The 19646-nt window shown below is 69.3% G+C and carries 19 protein-coding genes; 7 read left to right on the top strand and 12 right to left on the bottom strand.

What is annotated here, in order from left to right; genetic code table 11:
* Positions 1-22: 22 nt before the first annotated feature.
* The 3 genes from ACZ6AQ_RS05720 to ACZ6AQ_RS05730 all read right to left on the bottom strand — a co-directional run bounded on the left by ACZ6AQ_RS05720 (position 23) and on the right by ACZ6AQ_RS05730 (position 2302).
* Complete coding sequence (locus ACZ6AQ_RS05720; protein ID WP_468757751.1) at positions 23-481, bottom strand: helix-turn-helix domain-containing protein; 459 nt, start codon at positions 479-481, stop codon at positions 23-25.
* Between the two features lie 117 nt (positions 482-598).
* A complete protein-coding gene (locus tag ACZ6AQ_RS05725) occupies positions 599-1873 on the bottom strand; it encodes a TniQ family protein (RefSeq protein ID WP_468757752.1) in 1275 nt (424 codons plus the stop codon).
* A 102-nt stretch (positions 1874-1975) separates the two neighbouring features.
* Positions 1976-2302: a hypothetical protein gene (locus tag ACZ6AQ_RS05730; RefSeq protein WP_468757754.1), complete on the bottom strand. Its 327-nt coding sequence runs from the start codon at positions 2300-2302 to the stop codon at positions 1976-1978.
* Between the two features lie 254 nt (positions 2303-2556).
* Between ACZ6AQ_RS05730 and ACZ6AQ_RS05735 the strand changes: the two genes are divergently transcribed.
* Positions 2557-3822, top strand: a complete 1266-nt coding sequence (locus tag ACZ6AQ_RS05735) for a DNA sulfur modification protein DndB (protein WP_468757755.1) — start codon at positions 2557-2559, stop codon at positions 3820-3822.
* Between the two features lie 216 nt (positions 3823-4038).
* Positions 4039-5724 (top strand): hypothetical protein, encoded by a 1686-nt coding sequence (locus tag ACZ6AQ_RS05740; protein ID WP_468757757.1) that lies wholly within the window; start codon positions 4039-4041, stop codon positions 5722-5724.
* A gap of 139 nt (positions 5725-5863) precedes the next feature.
* On the opposite strand, the gene ACZ6AQ_RS05745 is transcribed toward ACZ6AQ_RS05740, so the two are convergent.
* The 5 genes from ACZ6AQ_RS05745 to ACZ6AQ_RS05765 all read right to left on the bottom strand — a co-directional run bounded on the left by ACZ6AQ_RS05745 (position 5864) and on the right by ACZ6AQ_RS05765 (position 12659).
* Positions 5864-7117 (bottom strand): TniQ family protein, encoded by a 1254-nt coding sequence (locus ACZ6AQ_RS05745; RefSeq protein ID WP_468757759.1) that lies wholly within the window; start codon positions 7115-7117, stop codon positions 5864-5866.
* Positions 7117-8382 (bottom strand): TniB family NTP-binding protein, encoded by a 1266-nt coding sequence (locus ACZ6AQ_RS05750; RefSeq protein WP_468757761.1) that lies wholly within the window; start codon positions 8380-8382, stop codon positions 7117-7119. The genes ACZ6AQ_RS05745 and ACZ6AQ_RS05750 overlap by 1 nt, the downstream gene beginning before the upstream one ends.
* Before the next feature lies 1 nt (position 8383).
* On the bottom strand, positions 8384-10657 hold the full coding sequence (locus ACZ6AQ_RS05755; protein WP_468757762.1) for a transposase: 2274 nt from the start codon (positions 10655-10657) through the stop codon (positions 8384-8386).
* Positions 10654-11307 carry a TnsA-like heteromeric transposase endonuclease subunit gene (locus tag ACZ6AQ_RS05760; RefSeq protein WP_468757764.1) on the bottom strand — a complete coding sequence of 218 codons (654 nt, stop codon included), beginning with the start codon at positions 11305-11307 and terminating at the stop codon, positions 10654-10656. The genes ACZ6AQ_RS05755 and ACZ6AQ_RS05760 overlap by 4 nt, the downstream gene beginning before the upstream one ends.
* 728 nt (positions 11308-12035) lie before the next feature.
* On the bottom strand, positions 12036-12659 hold the full coding sequence (locus ACZ6AQ_RS05765; RefSeq protein ID WP_468757766.1) for a TetR/AcrR family transcriptional regulator: 624 nt from the start codon (positions 12657-12659) through the stop codon (positions 12036-12038).
* Positions 12660-12724: 65 nt separating this feature from the next.
* Here ACZ6AQ_RS05765 and ACZ6AQ_RS05770 point away from each other — a divergent pair, with 65 nt between their 5' ends.
* Positions 12725-13147 carry a hypothetical protein gene (locus ACZ6AQ_RS05770; RefSeq protein ID WP_468757767.1) on the top strand — a complete coding sequence of 141 codons (423 nt, stop codon included), beginning with the start codon at positions 12725-12727 and terminating at the stop codon, positions 13145-13147.
* Positions 13148-13233: 86 nt separating this feature from the next.
* Here the strand turns inward: ACZ6AQ_RS05770 and ACZ6AQ_RS05775 are convergent, their stop codons facing one another.
* Together ACZ6AQ_RS05775 and ACZ6AQ_RS05780 are read right to left on the bottom strand one after the other, a co-directional pair.
* Positions 13234-13650, bottom strand: a complete 417-nt coding sequence (locus ACZ6AQ_RS05775; protein WP_468757769.1) for a hypothetical protein — start codon at positions 13648-13650, stop codon at positions 13234-13236.
* 77 nt (positions 13651-13727) lie between these two features.
* A complete protein-coding gene (locus ACZ6AQ_RS05780) occupies positions 13728-14255 on the bottom strand; it encodes a GNAT family N-acetyltransferase (protein ID WP_468757771.1) in 528 nt (175 codons plus the stop codon).
* Between the two features lie 435 nt (positions 14256-14690).
* Between ACZ6AQ_RS05780 and ACZ6AQ_RS05785 the strand changes: the two genes are divergently transcribed.
* From ACZ6AQ_RS05785 to ACZ6AQ_RS05795, 3 genes are all read left to right on the top strand, one after another.
* A complete protein-coding gene (locus ACZ6AQ_RS05785; protein WP_468757772.1) occupies positions 14691-15620 on the top strand; it encodes an endonuclease/exonuclease/phosphatase family protein in 930 nt (309 codons plus the stop codon).
* 105 nt (positions 15621-15725) lie between these two features.
* Positions 15726-16121: a helix-turn-helix domain-containing protein gene (locus ACZ6AQ_RS05790; protein WP_468757773.1), complete on the top strand. Its 396-nt coding sequence runs from the start codon at positions 15726-15728 to the stop codon at positions 16119-16121.
* 48 nt (positions 16122-16169) lie between these two features.
* A complete protein-coding gene (locus tag ACZ6AQ_RS05795) occupies positions 16170-16904 on the top strand; it encodes a DUF5710 domain-containing protein (RefSeq protein ID WP_468757775.1) in 735 nt (244 codons plus the stop codon).
* 82 nt (positions 16905-16986) lie between these two features.
* Here ACZ6AQ_RS05795 and ACZ6AQ_RS05800 read toward each other — a convergent pair whose 3' ends face one another.
* The gene (locus ACZ6AQ_RS05800) at positions 16987-18231 is read right to left on the bottom strand and encodes a GNAT family N-acetyltransferase (RefSeq protein ID WP_468757777.1); all 1245 of its coding nucleotides are present in this window, start codon (positions 18229-18231) and stop codon (positions 16987-16989) included.
* Between the two features lie 201 nt (positions 18232-18432).
* Positions 18433-19032 carry an RsiG family protein gene (locus ACZ6AQ_RS05805; protein ID WP_468757778.1) on the bottom strand — a complete coding sequence of 200 codons (600 nt, stop codon included), beginning with the start codon at positions 19030-19032 and terminating at the stop codon, positions 18433-18435.
* A 129-nt stretch (positions 19033-19161) separates the two neighbouring features.
* Between ACZ6AQ_RS05805 and dtd the strand changes: the two genes are divergently transcribed.
* Positions 19162-19587: a D-aminoacyl-tRNA deacylase gene (gene dtd / locus ACZ6AQ_RS05810; RefSeq protein WP_388688703.1), complete on the top strand. Its 426-nt coding sequence runs from the start codon at positions 19162-19164 to the stop codon at positions 19585-19587.
* Positions 19588-19646 lie beyond the last annotated feature (59 nt).

Below are 19646 nucleotides of genomic sequence, written 5' to 3' on the forward strand. Positions count from 1 at the left end.
TGGTCCTCCCGGATGTGGCGTACTAGCGCGAAGGCGGTTCTTCGGCATCGGGCGCCGCGGCGGGCGCGGGAGCCTCTTCGGAGCCCGTCCCGGGGTCCGCTCCGGAAACGTCTCCGGCGGTCCCGGCGGTGCTCTCGGCGGCGTTCTCCTTGCGGAACGAGTCGTAGATCTGGAGCAGCACCTGCTTCTGCCGCTCGTTGATCGAGGGATCGGCCAGGATGACGGCCCGCGTCTCCAGCTCCTCCCGCTCCTTCTCGTCGAGGATTCCGGCCCGCACGTAGAGCGTCTCGGCGGAGATCCGCAGCGCCTTGGCGACCTGCTGCAGCACTTCGGCGCTGGGCTTCCGCAGCCCCCGCTCGATCTGGCTCAGGTACGGGTTCGACACCCCGGCGGCCTCGGCGAGCTGCCGCAGGGACAACTGCGCGCTCCTCCGCTGCTCGCGGAGGTACTCACCGAGATTGCCGACGTTGAGCGATGCCATGCTCCGACTATGCCAGCCTTTGCTAACTATTGCAAGCGAGTGCTTGCAATAGTGTCGCCGTGTCGTGCGGGCCGCCTGTGACTGAGCACGACGGTTGTCACTTGAGCAGGGCAACTGTCACCAAGGCTCGCGTCGTCGATACCCCTCCGAGCGTGCCCCACTGCCACCGTCCTTGGGGGTCGGCCCGCGGGCGATGATGTCGCCCATCGCCATCATGCTCTTGGAGCGGTTCATGCTGACGATCCGCAGCGGGAACGAGACCCACGCCTCGCGCCGGAGATAGATCGACAAGGCTTGATCGACGCGGCTGGCCTGGTGAATGAGCGGCAGCATGAGCTCCCGCGCCTGTTCCTCGTCCGGGGCGTCAAGCAGCCGCTCGGCAATTCCGAGCACCGCGCCCATGAGAAACGGCTCCAGCGGTGGGTCGGTGAAGGGACGCGAGCTGTGCTTCTTCCCGGGCCTGTCGCGAAGGGCCGCTGCTCGGGCAAGGCGCTCCTCGGCTTCCCCGTCAAGGGCCTCCGCGAGCGCCGGGGTCGCGGCGAAGGAGCGAGCCGCGGGCCAGGAGAGAAACACGAGGCCGAGCAGCGCTCTCAGATCGGCGAAGTAGTCGGCGGCGGGAATCAGCCAGCCGACGCTCGGGGTCACGGCCGGACCGGCGTGGTCGAGGAGTCTCATGAGCCGGCGCTGAAGGCCGAGGAGATGCTCCAGCGTCTGCGGGTCACGAGTGACCTCGGGACCAGCCTCGGCTGGCTCCGCGAGCTGTGCGCCACAGGCCGGCTGGAGGCGGCCAACGGTACGAGGAGCTGTGGTTGTCCGGCATTGGGTGGGGTGCAGGCCCTCGTCCCAGGGGCGGGCGATGATGCTGTTCATCTCGACCATGTGGACCGGTTGGCGACAGTCGGGGCAGTGGGTCCGCAGCAGGCGGCGGTGCCGAGGACAGGCAAAGATTGGAGGAAGGCGCCAGGAACGTCGCCAAGCCCCGCCGTGGAGCTGCTGGATCTCACCTCCATCCCCGGTGAGGCATTGGGGGCAGTAACGAGGCGTGCGGGTCAGCAGCCACGCATTGTCGTTGACCATCCTCGCCACACTCTTACGCGGAGTGAACTTCTCGTTCAGCGGCCCGTATCGCTCGCCGAGCGAGGAGGTCAGCAAACGGCTGACCTCTTCTGGAGCGAGTCGGGTGGTCCGGGCGAAGGCTTGGATCTGCTCGGATTCCAGGTCGTGTAGCAACCTCATGGGGACCCCAAGCGCGTTCCCCTTGCGATGACCAGTCAGGCCAGTACGGATGGCGACTGCCCCGGGGGACGTCCCGAGGCGGTGCGCGAGGCGGAGGATGTAGCCGATCAGCGTCTCGTCGAGCAGTGGGTCGAGGCTGCGGGGCAACGGGCGCATCGCCTCATGATGTCCCACTGGCGAACCGAGCCGCGGCAGATCGAATGGCCGCTCGCTTCAAGGACATTGCCGACGCGGCGGCCGTGATACGCCGCAGCACGGCTAGCGGCGGGCACGGCGGAAGCAGGCGGCGACCAGTTCGGTCCCCGAGTGCACGGCGATCATCACCCCCGCCGCGACTGTGGCCGGACCTTCCGGTACGTAGCCGCACACAGTGGCGGCAAGGGTGAGCCCCGCGACGCAGCGGGACACCTCCAGGGTGGAGGGCCAGCGCCACGCGTACCCAGGTCGCTTCCAGGGGTCCGGTCCAGCCTCGTCGGCCGCCCCCGCCGGGGGAGCCGGGGGCTCGGCGGGCGCCTGCGCGGGAACCATCGTGGAGTTCTCGGCGGCCGGGACATCGCTGACCGCCGCGAGCGCCTGGTTCGTCATGAAGATGTCCACTTTCGTCGGGGCCTGCCTGACCGGTGAGGGGAACCGCCGCCGCGCCAAGGCGCCTGCGCGCGGTGGACGCATCCCACCGGAGCGGAGGGAGCACCCTACGAAGAGAAACTAGACCTTACAAGGCCACATGTTCAACTTAACATGGGAATTAAGAACTTATTCTTCGATGCAGTACGCTGCGTGCTATTCTCTAGAAACTGAAGCTCGACACAAAATGGTGGACGACTCGATAGGGGCTTGTAGTGAGCATCAACGTTGACCCGCTGCGCCTGTCCAAGCCGCAGGACTCCAGCACGTATCTGGCGATCAAAACGCCCCAGGGAGGCCGCGACGTGTACAGCACGCGCGTTCCCCTCCTCGATCTCCCCACCATCCTCCCCGTCCCCGACCCGAACAACGTCGACAAGGACAACCGCAAGGTCGACCGCCTCCACGCCAAGCACTTCGGCGAGTACCTGGACACCAAGAAGGACTGGGTCGCCCCCGCCCTTTTGGCCCGCGACGGCGGAGGCTGCACCTTCGAGAAGGTGGACGAGCACGGCGCTGTCGGCTACCTCACGGTCCCGTGGGCGATCGGCGGTATCTCCTCTCTGCGCACCATCGACGGCCAGCACCGCGTGCTCGGTGTCTCCATCGAGAAGCAGCGGATCACCGACGCCATCTCCGGCATCGACCGTGAAATGGCGCGCAAGGTCAGCCCGGAGAAGTCCGCCAAGCTTCAGGCCGAACGCGAGAGGCTCATCGGCCAGATGAACCGGCTGAAGGCCGAGTACGTCGGCCTGGACATCTACGTGGAGCCGGACCCGATCAAGGCCCAGCAGATGTTCGTAGACGTCGCCGACAACGCCAAGGGCATCAGCAGCGCCGTCCGCGCCCGCTTCGACAGCTACAAGGTCGCCAACCGCACGCTGTCCGACGTCATCGACCACCCGCTGCTCAAGGGGCGGGTCGACGCCGAGCAGGACCGCATGACCCTGAAGAACCCCAACCTGATGGGCGCCAAGCACGTTGCAGACATCACCCGCGCCGTCATCGCCGGCGCTGGCGGCCGGATCAGCAAGAAGGCCGAGCAGACCCTGACCGACGGCGAGGTCATCGAGCAGGTCAAGGACTTCCTCGACATCATCTCCAACGCCTTCACCGACCTCGCCGCCATCACCGAGGACGACCCTGAGGCGGATCGCCAGGCTGACGAGCTGACCATGTCGCAGAAGCTCCGCCGGAACTCGTTGCTCGGCTCGGTCGGCATGCTGCGCGTCCTGGGTGGGGTGTTCCGCGAGCTGCGCGCGGGCGACAACCCGGTGGAGCTCGACGACATCACCGAGTTCTTCAGGCGCCTCGACCCGCACATGGCCGCGCCGGTCGCCGAGAACAGCATCTGGCGCACCACTGAGGCGAATGCGGACTTCGAACCGAACGCCGCCGCGCCCATCATGCGGACCCAGAACATCGTCCACCTGGTGGGCATCATCACCAGCTGGTACAAGAAGGCTCCTGCCGCTCTGTAGCCGATAGCACGACCACGAGCGGCGCCTTCCTGCCCTGGGAACGGTGCCGCTCGTGGTAGGCGGTCGCCGCCCGGTTCGGCAATGACGTCTTGGATCGTCAGGGCGCTGCCGTACACAGGGGTCCCGTTTCTCGCCGGACTACCGAACGAGAAGACCGCCGCCCCACACGTAGACCATCGCAGCGCCCCTTGCTGAGCACTCACGTGAAGAGCCGTCATGGACCTGAACAGCAATCCGCTCGCGCACCGAACGATCCTCACCGTTCCGAGCGCAGAGAACCCCTTCCAAGTAGTTCGCCGCATCAGTGCGCAGTGGCTTACTGGAAAGTTCGGCAGCGCCCCGCTCACCTCCGGGCATCACCACCTCGATGAGGTCTCGGTGTTGACCAACCACGCGGCCTACCTTCCCGACGGCGCCGAACAGGCGATACGCCTCCAGTTGCGCGAGGACAGGACCGAGGCAACGTGGCGGACGACCATCACGGCTGTCGCGTTCGAGGACCGCTCCGCATTGCTCACGGTCGGCCTGGAAGTATTCCCCAACGGGGATACGCCACTAGCTCCCGCCAGACCGGGGCTCGTTCGCGATCTCGTCCAGGAACTGAAGCCCACGGATGGGCCGGCGAGGTTGACACTAGAGCCCCAGGGCGTGGATGCGGAGGGCATCGACGCCTTGATCGACGTGCTCTGTGACCCGACACGACGCATGCCGGTAATCGTGGCGGCCCAGCCTCTCCGTCCCAATACGCTGTGGTCGAAGCGACTGGGACAAGCGATGCGGCAATGCGCCGGTGCGGCCTCGCTGTATGTACTTACGGACGCCGAAGCCGTCGATGGGTTCCGCGCGGCGATCGGCGAGTACCACCGCGTCGCCCCCGGAGCCGTACGCACATTTCTGACCGAGGTGGATCCGGCCTGGTCGAAGGATGCCTCGCGTCACCGGTTCCTGACCGTGGCTCGGATGAGCGATCCCCAGGATCGGGCGTGGTTCGGTCTCGCACGTACTGTCCAGCGGCTTTCTACCGAGGCCCCATTGCCCGAGGCTCTGCGCACACTCTCGTTCCCGGATGACGCGGGCCAACGTCACCGCGCGGAGCGGCAGGCAGCTCTGGCATCCGTACGACCCTCCGAAGAGCTGACGGGGATACGCAAGGACGTCGAGGATCTCAAGGCGCTACTGGCCCAGGCTGACGAGGAGTTGAGGGAGGCAGCACTCACTGCCGATCTGTCAGCCCGGACCACAACCTCCCTGGAGGAGCAGTTGCACGCGGCTGTGCAACGGGCGGACGAGGATATGGAGGAGGCCCTGCGAGCGCTGGACGACGTCGAGCGGGCGCGGGCGGAGGCAGACATCCTGCGACGTCGGCTTCGCGAGGAAGGCCGTTACGACGACACCGTCGTCGTGGAGCAGCCGCCTGGCGTTCCAGACTCATTCGAGGAGCTGTGGGAGCGGCTGGACACCTTCGAAGGCATTCAGGTCACGGCTGATAAGGGCAGAGCCCTGGAACTGGATGACGCGGAGCGAGCCCGTGTGTGGGCGGCGAAAGCATGGAACGCCCTGAGGGCGCTGGACTCCTACGCGCATGCAGCCAAGGAGGGGTTCAACGGCGGCTTCTACCAGCACTGCACATCAGACCGTCCAGGTGCGGTGAACTGGCCGCTCAAGCAGCTGGCCACCGTCGAGTCCGACACGACGATGAACAGGTGGGGCGCGGAGAGGATCTTCGCCGTCCCCTTGGAGGTGGACTCCTCCGGACGCACGGAAATGCAGGCCCACCTGAAACTCGACTCCAAGGGAAGCACCTCACCAAGGATCTACTTCCTGGACGACACGAAGGGTGTCACCAGACAGGTGATCGTTGGTTATGTCGGCCCCCATCTGACCAACACGAAGACCAACTGACACGAGGCATAGGCTCTGGCCGATCGGTGACCGGGTGCCGGTCACCGGCGGAAGCCATGACAACCCCGTGTACGGCTACAGAGCGAAGGCTTCCGCTTCCGTCTCGCGTTCGCGCTCCGCGGCAGGCGTGAGTGACGGCTCAGCGTGTGAACTGCTCGGCTCCCGTGAGACGGCTGAAGCCCTTGCTCTCGATCCGCTGTTCCATCCGTTGGAGCGCGCCACGGTCCCGGCGCGAGGTCAGAAGGATAGCTTGGAGCGGGTAGGAGGACCCACTGAAGCTGCGGAACTGGTAACTCATCCAGAAATTCCGCTCCTTGTCCCTGTCGATGATGGGTGCCATCACCTCGTGGGTCTCGTTCTCGTCTGGGGCCGACAGCAACTGTGCGGCGATGCCGAGCACCGCGCCGGCGACGGTAGGATCCGCCGCCGGGTCGCTGTAGTGGTGTGATGCTTGGCGCCGCCGTCCAGCCTCGGCCCGGCACTTGGCGAACTCGTCGTGCCTCCTCTCTGCCTCCCCGTCGACCAGCACGGCCAGAGCCTCCGTTTCTGCGAGTTCCCTGGCACAGGGCCAGGCCATGAAGATCAACGCGCTCAGAGCACGGAGGTCGATGAAGTGCTGGGCCGTAGGAACCTGCCATCCGAAGCTGCCCACCGATTTCGGTCCGTCGGGGTCCAAGAGTCTGTCGAAGTGGTACTGGAGCCTCAGTAACGCAGCGACCGTGGAGGGAGTGTGGGGGCGTCGGTCCGCCTCACCGTCGGCCAGGCGCGCACCGCAGATCGCCCGTGTGCCAGGGATGGTGGCTCTGCACTGAGCAGGGTGGAGGCCCGCCTCGGAGGCTCGGGCGATCAGGCTGCTGGCGCGGGCTGCGTTGATGTCCTGACCACAGCGGGGGCAGCCATACATCAGCGGCCGCTGATGACGTAGACAGGCGAAGACGGGAGGCAACCTCCAGGACCGGCGCCAACACCCGCCATGACGCTCTTCGATCTCGGTTCCGTCACCGGAGAGGCATCGCGGGCAGTACCGGGTGGCCCTGGTGAGAATCCAGCGGTTGTTGTGGACCATACTCGTGGACGTACGGAACTCGGCCAACAGACGAGCGTTCAGCGGACCGTAGCGCTCGCCCAGCGAAGCGGTCAGCAACCCTCGGACCTCGTCATGCGTGAGGCGAGTGACGCAGGCGAACGTGTCGAGCCGCGGTTCGTCCAAGTCGTGCAGAAGGCGAACGGGAATGCCGTTACGGCCGCGTCCCTGAACGACGAGCCCTGTTCGGACGGCGATCTCCAAGGGTGCGGCGTCAAACAGGTGCGCGAGTCGGAGAAGGTAGCCGTGGATCGATTCGTCCTCCAGCGGGTCCAGGCTCCGGGGCAGGGAGCGTAGTCGGCCTGCCATCAGGCGTCGGCGGCGGGACGGCCGCCATGGTCGTCGAAGACGGTGTTCCGGCCGCGTCTGCGGCGCTTGGGCGTGGCTCCTCTTCCCTCGTCCTTCAGCACGGGGACCTCGCCGGCGCCCGGGTCCCGCCCGGGGACGTTGCCTAGATTGATGGGGATCTCTTGGAGCAGGTCGATGGTCAGGTTCTCCTGGCCGTTCTCCATGGCCTTGGTGCAACCGTCCTCGATGAGGCGTTTCAGCAGCCCGACGATCCCCTCGGTACGGCGGAACAGGTACTCGGGCATCGTGCCGTCGGTGAGCATGCCCGGCGCGGCCCGGAAGAGCCGCAACTGGTCTTCGATGCCGGCGAGGTGGTTGACCCAGGCGGCGATGCCGTCGGGGGTGTCGTAGTGGAACGGGTCGAGGTTGATCATGTCGAAGCGACGTTCGGTCTGGGTGGCCGCCTCGTCGTTGTGGCTTCTGCCTTGTCTGACGGGCGACAGCACCGTCTGCCCGGTGCGCGGGTCGTGACGGCCTTCCCGCAGCAGCCCGGAGCCGGGGATGTTGACGCCGATGAGGACGAGCGTGACGTTCAGGCTCATCAGGTCCCGGATGAGGTCGAGGGTGTCCTGGTCGTCTTCCCGGTGCATCTTCAGCCGGGTGATGTCGTCAAGCAGCAGCGCTGTGGTGCAGTGCGCATGCAGGGACTCTCGAACGTTGCGGATCAGCCCGCGCAGGGTCTTGGCGTGCGGAGCTCCATAGAAGTCCAGGATCGCCTCGCACAGTCCCTTCGGCGTGGCCTTGACCGGCGTTTGACAGTAGGCCACCGGCAGGAAGAGATCCCGGGTGCCGAAAATCGCGTTCGGGTTGATCTGGTGGTGCAGGTCGCGCCAGAAGTCCTCGAACTCGGCGGCGGTCTCGCAAGCTGTCTCCGTCTTCCCCTGATATCCGCCACCGTTGATCATCAGTCCGTCGCGGGTACCGGGTGTCTGCTTCAGCGCGTTGTTCTGGAGTCTGGCCCGCATCAGCGCGGTGACCTGTGCGCTCATCGGAGTTTCCTGCATCCGCAGGTTCACATGGGTTGCCGCCCTGTGCAGGTCGTGCAGCCCACGCTTGCGCGGACTCATGATCCGGTACTGGTCCAGCGTCAGTCTCGTCGCCGGAATGAAGGCTCCTCGTGTTCGCCGCCACTGCTGGTATCCCTCATGGGTGACCCGGTTCAGCGAGGGACCGATCCGGAGGAACGGGACCACACCGTCCTGCGGTCCGCTCTGGCCATCGACCACGTCATTCCCCTCCGGGCGGGAGCGAACTTCCGCCCGGCTCAACCTCGTCGCTCTCATCCCCATCAGGCAGAATGAACAAGTTCCTCTTGCGGTAGCTGGCGCCCAGCGGGGGCGGCAGAGCGGGCCGGGTCGACCCGGCTTCTTCTCTGCGTCGGCGACGCTCGGCGTCCAGGCTCTCCTCGGCCCTGCGTGCCTGCTCCGGCCAGTGCAGGTGGACGACGGTGTCTCCTGCCGCCTGGGCGGCAGGCTCCTGCTCGGCCTGCGGAGCCGGACGGTCGGCGGCAGCGGTGTTGGCCTGGATGACGTCGCGGGCGTATTCGGTGCGCTGGGACTTCTTCAGGCGCGTCGGCCAGTGCGCGACCGGTGTGTGCAGGCCGATCATGTCGAGGAGAAGCGGCAGGAGTTCGGCGTCCGTCTTCGGTTTCAGTCCCGCCTTCTGTGCCCGCTGCAAGAGGTCGCGCACCCGTGCGTCGCCGAAGGCCGGCGTCCTGCCCTCCGGCGGGAGGCCGGTCCAGCGCAGCGGGTGCCATACATGGGTGAGCGGGTCCTGGAAGAACACGGTGCGGCGGTCACGGGGCTCGCAGTGGACGATCCACTGCCCTTTGCGTCTGCCGCCACGAGTAGATCGCTGGTCACGGTAGGGGTCCAGTGCCGGGCCGTCGTACCAGAGTCCACGGATCTTCACCCCGCGGCGGCCGTGGATCTTCGTCACCGAGTGCTGCGGCAGCAGCTGGTAGTAGAGCTCGGGCAAGGGGATCTCCATCGCGAAGCCGCCTTGGGCGAACGAGGCCACGAAGAGCGAGTTCGGACTGTGGTCGCCGCCCGGATCCCAGCTCGGCGCGTACTCGCCCAGGCGGCGCTGTTGCCACACCTTCACGATCCACGTCGCGATCACGTGCTCCATCTGCTCGATGGTCCACGTCGCGTCGCCCTCCGGGTCGGCCCCACGATCGGCGACATCGACCCCGGTGTAGCCCAACAGGTGCTCGAACAGCAGAGGCCGGATGCTGCCGAAGGCCCTCTCCACCACCTGCTTGTCCGTGGGACGCAGAACCCTGGAGGGAAGGATGTTGCAGCCGAGCACGCGCTGAACGTCGACGAGATGGTGGTTGCGGTAGACCGACCCGTGGTCGGTGGTCACGGTCTCCGGGGCGAAGAACGGCAACCCGGCGACCTCGTGCCCGGCGAACTCGGCGACCACTGCGGCAGGCAGCCCCGGATAGGGCCACTCCATCTCCTCGCCCCAGTCCGCCCGCATCGGCAGCGGCAACATCACGTCCCGCAGCAGCATCGCCACGTCCACCGAGGTGTCGGAGACGAGCGTGAGACGGAAGGCGCACAGCGAGTGCGTGTAGACATCCATGGCGAGAGTCAGATGGACCTTCACAGGATCACCGAACACGCCCTCACGGGCCATGACGGGCAGCACCGTGCTGTCCAGCGCCACCACCTGCCCGGGGCGGTGGACCACCACATGACCGGCCTTGGTGGGCAGCTGGGCCGAGCGTTCATAGCGCTGACGTGCCCCGCTCGGGCCGAACCACTCCTTCCAGACCCTCAGCAGCGTGTGATAGCCCGGGACCGCGGTGTTCGGACCGAAGGTCTCCCGTACGTACTGGTGGATCATGGCCTCGCGGGTGCGGCCGTCCACCCGGGAGCGGTGCAGCGTCTCCGCCCGCACCGCGAAGATCGCCTCCCGGACCTCCTCGCTGATGCTCGGATGCCCGCCGCTCTCCCGCAGCCATCGGTCGTCCGCGCAGCCGATCAGCCCGAAGCGGCTGCGGTTCTTCTCCCAGCGGATCAGCGTGCTGTAGCCCACCTCCGCGAGGCCCAGCAGCTTCGCTTCCTCACGGTTCAGGGCTTTGAGTTCGGCGACCTTCGCCAAGCGTCGTTCGGTCAGCGTGGTCGTCTCCGGGTCGTACTCGCGCTTCGGCTCCCCCGACCCTGGCCGCAGGGGATCGCCGCTGCGAAACCCTGTCTTTACTTCCAGCAGATGGGCCACGCGTAGTTCGGCCAGCCGGCGTCTGTCCGGCTTCAGGTCCCCCACCGATGCGGGCTGCCGACCACGGCCCGCACCCCAGCCCGTCGTGCGGGACGAAGGACGGCAGTGCTGGTGGTTGGCCAAGAATCGGAACGTCAAGCGCTGCCGTGAACCTTCGGGCCCCACCAACTGGACCCGTCCGAGATGAGGTTCACGCCGCTCGACGATCCACTCGACGTCATCGAGCACCACGTCGGCACCTACGGACAGGTCCAGCGCGCGAGCGGTACTCACGACGACTCCGATCCGAGGACGACCGTGGAACGGTCCCCGAGAGGCCGGCCCAGATCGATGCCGACGCGGCGGTGCCACAGCAGGTGCAGCAGATGGGCCCGGGCAACCGGCTCAAACATGCTTTCCATCGCGATCTCCCCAAAGGTCCTGGCCGCACTGGCTCCGGCGAGCAGGCCCGGCCCAACACCCAGAGGGTCCGCGAGCGGCCGACGCCCGGCCGACATCGCGTCCACCGCCATCAGCACGTACGGCTTCCACCATGCAGCCACCATGTAGTGCCAACCGCAGGCCAACGCAGCCTCGGCCGCTGCTGCAAAGGACTCCTGGTCCTCATCACCGATCAGATCAGCAGGACGGACGTCGATCAACCAGATGCCCAGGCGGCTGACCATAAGGAAGTCGGGGGTGTGCCTGCGCCATTCGTCGGCTGTACGGAACTTCAGCCGAAGCGGCTGCGAGAGGACCTCGACCACGTCGCCAGCGAAATCCAGGACCAGCAGCAGCCCGGCTTCCTCCAAGCTTTCGAAGCCGTGCAGGCGGCCGGTGCTGACCATGTACTCCAGACCGGGACGATGGCGCTGATCGCGCCGCCAGGTGAAGCCCCGCATCGGCCCCAGCTTGGTGACCGGAACGGCTGCCAGATCAGCCACCGCGCTCGTAACCTCGCCCCCGGCATACCGCCAGATAGCCGTCCACCGTCGCGTCCAGCCCTCGTCAAGGTCGAGCGCATGACGCCCCGAGCAGAGGGAAACCGGCACAAGTAGATCGTCCCACCTGCACGCATGCGACCACAGGGGCTCATACGCCGCACCGTCAGCCGTCCGGACGTGTACCCCGCCAGATCCTTGAACCTCCGCCACGTCTCCAGGGAAGCCAAGCCCGGCGCACGCCGTAGGCGATCTTCGGTACTGGTGACAACAAGACCGCAAACGATCCCAGCGTGACAAAAGTCCTGCACTTCCGGTGACAACAATCCCGCTCACACTGTCGCGGGGGCTGACGTCGGGACGACTCCCAGGTGACAACCATCGTGCCCAGTCACACCGCCGCCCGCGCACGCCGGCGCCTGTCCCGTCTCTGCGAAGTTGAGGCAGTCCCGGTCTTCATGAGGCATCCGGTCGCACGTCTCGCTCAATCTCGGGCATTCGGTGCGGTGTCTCGGTCGACCCGAGGCAGCGGTTCGCTCTGTTTTCTACGGTCGTTACGGCTGGTCAGCGCGCCGAGTGGGGGCGGCTGTTCGAGCAAGCCTTCCGCCTGGACCACCGCCCCCGAGGCATCACGCTCCCGTGGCTCCGCAACGGCCTTGTCGGCCTGGTGGAAGTCGTCGCAGATCCGACTCACGACGGTGAACCCGAAGACGCCTCTTCCTGACCGGCCGTCACGAGGCATCCGTGTCGTGATCGATGAGGGACATCCCGGATGCCAGCGCCCGGGCAGTGTCGGCGAAGTACTGCTCGTCGGCACCAGGGGCAAGACCGAGAGGGACGCCCTGGCCGAGGCCGACGAGCAGCGCCCTGAGCGCGGTGGTCAGGCGTTGCGCCTGTTGCGACGTCACGACGCTTCCGTCGTACGACCTTCCGGTGAACAGCGCAACCAGATGCTTCTCCTGCGACCGGATGGACGCGGCGAGCCGGGCCCCCAGCTCTGGGTCATGCAGGGCCATGTCCAGCAAGGTGATCTGGAGCGACAGGCCAGACAGTGCGTCCGGGGCGTCACAACTGCGCCGGTAGTACCGGGCGAAGGCGTCGACTGCTTCCAGAAGATCAAGTCCAGCAGGAACCGCCTGCTCGATCTCCTCGTAGTACGGCCGCAGGTAGTCGGCGACCAGGGCGATCACCAGGCCGTTCTTGCTTCCGAACAGTGAATAGATGGCGCCGGTGGTCAGGTCGGCGCGTTCGGCGATCTCATCAAGCCTGGCCCTGTATCCGTCCCGGGACACGACCTGGAACGCAGCGTCCAGCAAGGCGCGGCGGTTGCGTTCCTTGGCCTCCGCTCTCGTCATTCTCATAGTTTGATTATTACCGTAATCTTGTTACGAAACCAGCCGGAACGTTGAGGAGGACGCTCATGGCCCAGGCCGTGGCACCGCGGGTGACCCGTCAGACGGTGGGCGCCATCGCCGACGGCGCCTTCAAGGTGTTGCTCGCCGCTGTCTACATCGCCGGCGCTGCCCCACTCGGCCGGTTGCTCGGCACGTCGGCCTGGCTGATGGTCGTCTCAGGCGTGGCCCTGCTGATCGGTGGCGGCATCGAAATCAGATACACGCGCAGCCGGTCGATGCGCACCTACACGCAGCTCATGATTGCCTACGACAGCGGCTGGGTGCTGACGACCCTGACCGGCTTCCTGATGGCGCGGCAGGGCAGCGGTGCCGGGGGTGAAGTCTGGATGGGATACCAGACGGCCGCTCCCCTCGTGTTCGCCGCACTGCTGGTCGCCGCTGCCCCTACGCAGATGACCTCGGACTCTCAGCGCGATACCTCGGATTGAGCGAGACCGGACAAACCGCGAGGGGCCGGTGTCCTGTCTCGCTGAAGGTCGGCCGGCCCCGCTGAAGGTTGACCAGCGCCTTCCGGTCAGCACAGGCACGCAAGGCGCAACCGGGCTTCGCTGCGGACATCAGGGGCTCCACCCTCTGCCAGCGCCTGAAGGTGCGCGATCATCTCGTCGCCGTCCTGTCCGGTCACCCAGCGCGGATCACAGTCCAGTTCCGCAGCGAGCTGATCGGCGGTTCCCTGGTCCGAGGCCACTGCACGGGCAGCGAGCACCGCGCGCAGACCGGCCAGATCTCTCCGGGCCGAAAGAGCCACCGCGGTATCCGAGGTCACCCCGGTGTCCTGAGCGTCCAGCAACAGACGGTGCAGGACACCGGCGACGCTCTCGATCTGCGGGGCCCCCGCCAGATGCCGCCCTGCGGCTGCCCTTACGGGCCAGTCCGGCGATTCCGCTGCGGCGATCGCGTCGCGAAACCCTTGCTCGGTGAAGGCGTCCACGCCACAAAACCGCCAGGGATGCCTCGATCGCGCTACGTCGGGACAACACTGCGGCAGTCGATCTTCAATGAGACTGGTCAACCTCCAGCGAGACGGGACAACCGGTGGTACCGGGTGTAGGTCCCGAAGACCTCGACCGCCTCGAAGCCGAGGCGGGTCAGCACGGCGACGCTCCTCTCGTTCCCGTGGGTGACGCCCGCGAACACGTCGGTGACGCCCCGCGCGGTGGCTCCGTACGCGAGCAGCGCGCGGCAGGCCGCCGTGGCGTACCCGTGTCCCGTCGCCCCGTGGTCGAGCCAGTAACCGAAGCCGTACCGGGGCGGGTTCACGGCCACGAGTTCCACGCGGCCGACGAGGGCGCCGTGGAGGAGGATGCCGCAGCGGAGGGACGGGTGGGGGTCGGCGAGCAGTTCGGCGCGCAGCGCCTCGCGGGTCGCCGCGACCGTCTCCCGGTAGTCGCCGTACCAGGTGAGGTGTTCGCGGTTGCGGGCGACGAGCGCCTCGTACGCGTCGGCCCGGTCGGCGGTGAGCCCGCACAGGGTCAACCCGGGTACACCCGTGCCGAGTTCGGGGAAGGCGTGCGGGTCGCGGTGGCTGCCGGTCATGCCGGCCGACCCTACGACGGGGCCGGGTCCCCCCGCCACGGCTTTCCGGTGGCCGTGCGACGACCGCGTGCACCGGCCCCGCCCCGAACGAAAGCGACCGGCCCAGGTGAAAGGCCCCGCCCGGATCGAAAGGGACCGCACCGGGCGAAAAAGCCCGTCCCACCGGCAGCGGCGCCGGTGCCGGTGGGACGGCCGCCGTGTCGGCCCGGCACCATGGCGGAGGAGCCGGGAAGGGGAGCGCGGATGAGCGGTGGGACGAGGGCGACGGTGCGGCGGTGGACACGGGCCCGGAGGCGCGGTGACCGGGAAGCTGCGTGGACGCGAAAACAAAAGCGCGGTGACCGGGAAGCGGCATGGACGCGGGCCCGGGGGCGCAGCGACCGGACGAGGACGCCAACGTGGGCGTGGAGGCGGGGTTGCGAGGGGCCGGCGGGGGTGTGGACGCGGGGGCGGGTGCTCGCCGGGTGCGCGGTGGTGACGGCCGGGCTGCTGGTATTCCACCGGGTGGTGCCCACCTCCCCCCTACGGGTGGGGAGCCTGCTGGAGTCGTTCCTGCCCTGGCTCGGCGCGGTGGTCGCGGTGCTGCTCGTCCTGGCGCTGCTGCGCCGTTCCGCGACCGCGCTGGTGGCCCTGCTGCTGCCGGCGGCGGCCTGGACGCACGCGTTCGGCGGGCTGCTGCTGCCCGGTCCGGAGGCGGAGCCGGGGCCGTACGACCTGCTCGTGGCGCAGCACAACGTGAGCGACGAGAACCCCGACCCGGCGGGCACGGCCCGGGCCCTGGCGGACGCGGGCCCCGACCTCGTCGCGTTGCAGGAGCTGGTGCCCCCGGCGCTGTCCGTCTACGAGGAGACCCTCGCAGCCGCGTATCCGTACCACGCGGTCCGGGGCACGGTCGGGCTCTGGTCGAAGCGCCCGCTCACGGAGGTCGGCCCGGTGGACATCCGGCCCCGGGGGATCACCGGCACCTGGGACCGGGGACTGCGGGCCGTGGTCGGCGGCCCGCGCGGCGACATCGCGGTGTACGTCGCGCACCTGCCCTCGGTCCGGGTCCGGGCGACCGGCCTGGCGTCCGCCCTGCGCGACGAGAGCGCCGTCCTGCTCGGGAAGGCCGTCGCCGCCGAGGAGCGGGGGACGGTGGTCCTGCTCGGCGACCTCAACGGCACGGCCGAGGACCGTGGTCTCGCCCCGCTGACCTCCCGCCTGAACACGGCCGAACGCGGCTTCGCCCTCAGTTTCCCGACTGCCTTCCCGGTGGCCCGCATCGACCAGGTCATGACCCGTTCGGCGACCGTCGCCCACGTCCGCACCCTGCCGCCCACCGGCAGCGACCACCTGCCGGTCCTCGCGCGGATCGCCCTGCGCTGAGGGGGCGCCTGGTCCCGGGACCCGGCGCCCGGCCACGTCCTCGCCGGTCCCGTCCGGCACCACGGAACCCCCTCCCAGGGGCCCGCCCCGTGTCATCCTGGAAAGGTGAATCTGGAGGACCTGGTACGGCTGCGGCGGGCTCGGGACACCATGGACCGCGACTACGCGTCGCCGCTGGACGTTCCGGCCCTGGCGCGGGCGGCCCTGATGTCGACCGGGCACTTCGCCCGGAGTTTCCGCGCGGCCTTCGGGGAGACCCCGTACGGCTATCTGATGACCCGCCGCGTCGAGCGGGCCAAGGCGTTGCTGCGGCGGGGCGACCTGAGCGTGACCGAGGTCTGCTTCGAGGTGGGCTGCACCTCGCTCGGGTCGTTCAGCTCCCGTTTCACCGCGCTCGTCGGGGAGACGCCCAGCGCTTACCGGGCCCGTGCCCACGAGGAGGGCGCCGCGCTCCCCGCGTGCGTCGCCAAGGTCCTCACCCGGCCCGTCAAGAACGGGTGACGTCGCGGGGCGGGCCGGAGCGGAGACCGGACGGAGAGAGGGGTGGGCATGGCGGCCGAACGCGTCTGGCTGGACGTTCCGTACGCCGAGAAGGACGAGGCCAAGCGCTGCGGCGCCCGCTGGGACCCGGCGGCCAGGCGGTGGTACGCGCCCCGGCCGGGCATGGAGGCCCTGGCCCGGTGGAACGGCGCCGCCGACGTGCCCGAGCTGCTGCCCGGGGAGGACCGGGGCCTCGGCGACGGCCTGTTCGTGGACCTCGTGCCGCGCACCTGCTGGTTCACCAACGTCCGGTCCTGCGTCGCGCCGGCCGACTGGGAGCGGCTGCGCCGGATGATCACCGGCCGGGCCGGGCGGCGCTGCGAGGCGTGCGGGGCGGGCGAGGACCGCGAGGCCCGGCGGTGGCTGGAGGCCCACGAGCGCTGGACGTTCGACGGGACCACCCGCGTCCAGACGCTCGGGCGGCTCATCTGCCTGTGCACCGACTGCCACACGGTCACGCACTTCGGCCTCGCCCAGGTGCGCGGCCTGGAGGACCGGGCCCTCGCCCACCTGCGGAAGGTCACCGGGATGAGCGAGGCGCAGGCCCGCGAGCACGTCGACGTCGCCTTCGAGGTCTGGGAACACCGCTCCCGGTACGACTGGGAGCTGGACCTCGGCATCCTCACGGACGCGGGCATCACCCTCGCCGCTCCCCCGGGCGCCGGTGAACGCGCCCGGGTCGCGGTGGAAACCCTGAACCGGTCCACCGGGGGCGGGAACGGCCTCCCCCGGGGGCCGCGCTGACGGCCGGGACGCCGGACCCGCGCCGTACGGGCGCGGTCCGTCCCGCCCGTATCCCGCCGACCCCCGCCGACCCCCGGACGGCTCAGAAGATGTCGGGCGAGAACGGCCGCAGCGGGGTGCGGAACAGCAGGTCCGCGCGGGCCGCCGCGCCGGGCACCGGCTCCTCGACGCGCCCGAGCCGGGCCAGCCGTACCGCCGACGCGTCGCCGAACGCCAGCGACCCCACGTCCGCGACGTCGAGGACGAGGTCGGCGGACGCGTCCGTACGGACGCAGGTGGCGCCCTCCGGGGAGGCGTCGAGGCGGAAGCGCCCGCCCGCCGGGCCGCCCTCGTCCCGCACGTCCAGGACGAGGCCCGCCGCCACCGGGTACGTCCTGCTCTCCAGGACCCGGGCCACGTCCAGGACCCGGACCCACAGCATGTCCGTGTGGGTCACCGTCCTCGCCGCGCGCGGGTCGGGCAGGAGGTCCGGCAGCGGGTCGTCGGGCGCGCGGTGGCCGGAGCGGACGGTGGTGATCCAGTCGATCGAGCAGAGGTAGAGCCACAGGGCCCGCTCGGCGGCCGGGGTGACGGCGATCAGGTCCCGCACGGTCGCGGTGTTCACCGGCTGCTTGCCGTCGTCCCACTTGTCGTCGGAGCGGTACGCGACGTACCCCTCGGCCTCGCCGGACTCCGAGCGGTACACCGCGTAGAAGGGCTCCGTCCACGGGTCGAGCTGGAACCCGAGTCCGGTCTCCCGCGTCCAGTCGCGCTCGGAGCGGCTGGTGACGCCCGCCCGGACCCCGGCGAGCCGGCGGTGCAGGCCGGGCCCGATCTTGCGGATCTCGTCGCCGTCGCTCAGGTCGACGCGGCCGCCGTCCCCGGGGCGCCCCGAACGGCGCGGATCGAGCCCGGCCCGCCGCAGGTCCACGCTCCACTCGGTGGTCCAGCTCGCCGGGCCGAAGCCGAACCGGCCGTAGATCGGGTACTCGGCGGAGATCAGCGTCGCGATCGCGTCGCCCCGCTCCCGCGCGGCGGCGAGGTCGGCGTCCATCATGCGGCCGAGCAGGCCCCGGCGCCGGTGCGTCGGGGAGACGGTCACCTGGGTGATCGCGTCGGCCGCGAGGCTGCCGCCGCCGACCGTGCTGACCTCCTGCGGGAACGAGCGGAAGGTGGCGACGACGCGGTCCCGGTCGAAGGCCCCGAGCGTCCGCTCCAGGTCCAGATGGGGAAGCCGGTCGGTCACGTCCTCGTCCGGTACGACGGGCGGGCGGAGGAAGCCGGTGCGCAGGGCCCGCAGCCAGTCGGGAACCTCGGACTCCGTCACCGGGCGTACGTCGACAGTCATCCCGCGACCCTATGCGGGGCCCTCGCGGGCCCGCATCCGGGTTTTCCGGGGCCCGCGGGGTCTCCCGGGCCTGCCGTTTCCCGGGTCCCGCCGCTTCCCCGGGTCCCGCCGCCGTCCGGGTCCCGCCGCTTCCCCGGGTCCCGCCGCCGTCCGGGTCCCGCCGTTTCCCGGGCCCCGTCGGCGCTCAGGCCCCGTCGGCGTTCAGGCCAGCAGGTCGTCGACCTGCGCCTCCCCCTCGCGGTAGCGGCGGGCGATCTCCGCGCCGCAGTCGTCGGCCGTGCGCTGGAGGTGCTGGCGGCGCCGGGAGACCTGCTGCTCGTACCCCGCGAGCCGTCCCATCGCCGCGTGCAGCTCGTCGTCCGTGCGGGCCGACAGGTCCGACAGCTCGACCTCGGACAGCATCCCGTCCGCGAGCCGGCGGTACTTCTCCCCGCGCGGCGTCGACAGCGTCACGTGCCGGGCCGAGCTGCGGTGCCGGGACGGCAGGTCGGCCAGGATCTCGGAGAGCCGGTCGAGGACCGGCGCCTCCGGGTCGGTCCGGCGCGCCAGCTCGGCCCGCAGGATGTCGATCCGGCCCTGGAGCATCCGCCGTACGTAGCTCAGGTCGGCCTCGTCGTTCTGGGCGTCCCGGCGCAGCGCGCGCAGTTCGGGCAGCCGCAGCGCGGCGAGGTCCGGCCGCTCCCGGTCCGGCAGGGCGGGCTCGGAGGTCCGCTGCACGGGCGGCCGCGTCGCGGCGGAACCACCGGATCGCCTCAGCGGTACGGAACCGGACGGCGTCGGACCGGTGCCAGGTGCACTCATGAGATTCGTCCCCTCGACCGGTGCGGAGCCGCACCGCCTGACAGGCATGGTGCCACTCCCGCACCCGCCCGTGCAGGCGCTCTGCACCCGTTCGGCCCCGCACGCATTCAGGTCGGTAGGTTGATGCGCATGCGAGCAGTGGTGCAGAGGGTCGACGGCGCGAGCGTCGTCGTCGCAGGGGAGACGGTCGGTGAGATCAAGGGCGAGGGGCTGTGCGTCCTGGTGGGGGTGACCCACGACGACACCCCCGAGAAGGCCGCCCAATTGGCCAGAAAGCTCTGGTCCGTCCGGGTGCTGGACGACGAGAAGTCGTGCTCCGACGTGAACGCGCCGCTGCTCGTCGTCTCCCAGTTCACGCTCTACGGGGACGCCCGCAAGGGCCGCCGCCCCACCTGGAACGCGGCCGCGCCCGGCCCGGTCGCCGAGCCCCTCGTGGACGAGGTGGTGCGCCGGCTGCGCGAGCTGGGCGCGCACGTGGAGACGGGCCGCTTCGGAGCGGACATGCGCGTCTCGCTCACGAACCACGGCCCGTTCACGGTGCTGATCGAGGTCTGACCCCGTAGGGGACCGGAGCCCGGGGGCCCTACGGCCCGACGACGGGCCCCCTACGGCTC

Source organism: Streptomyces sp. NPDC041191 (genome assembly GCF_055591945.1).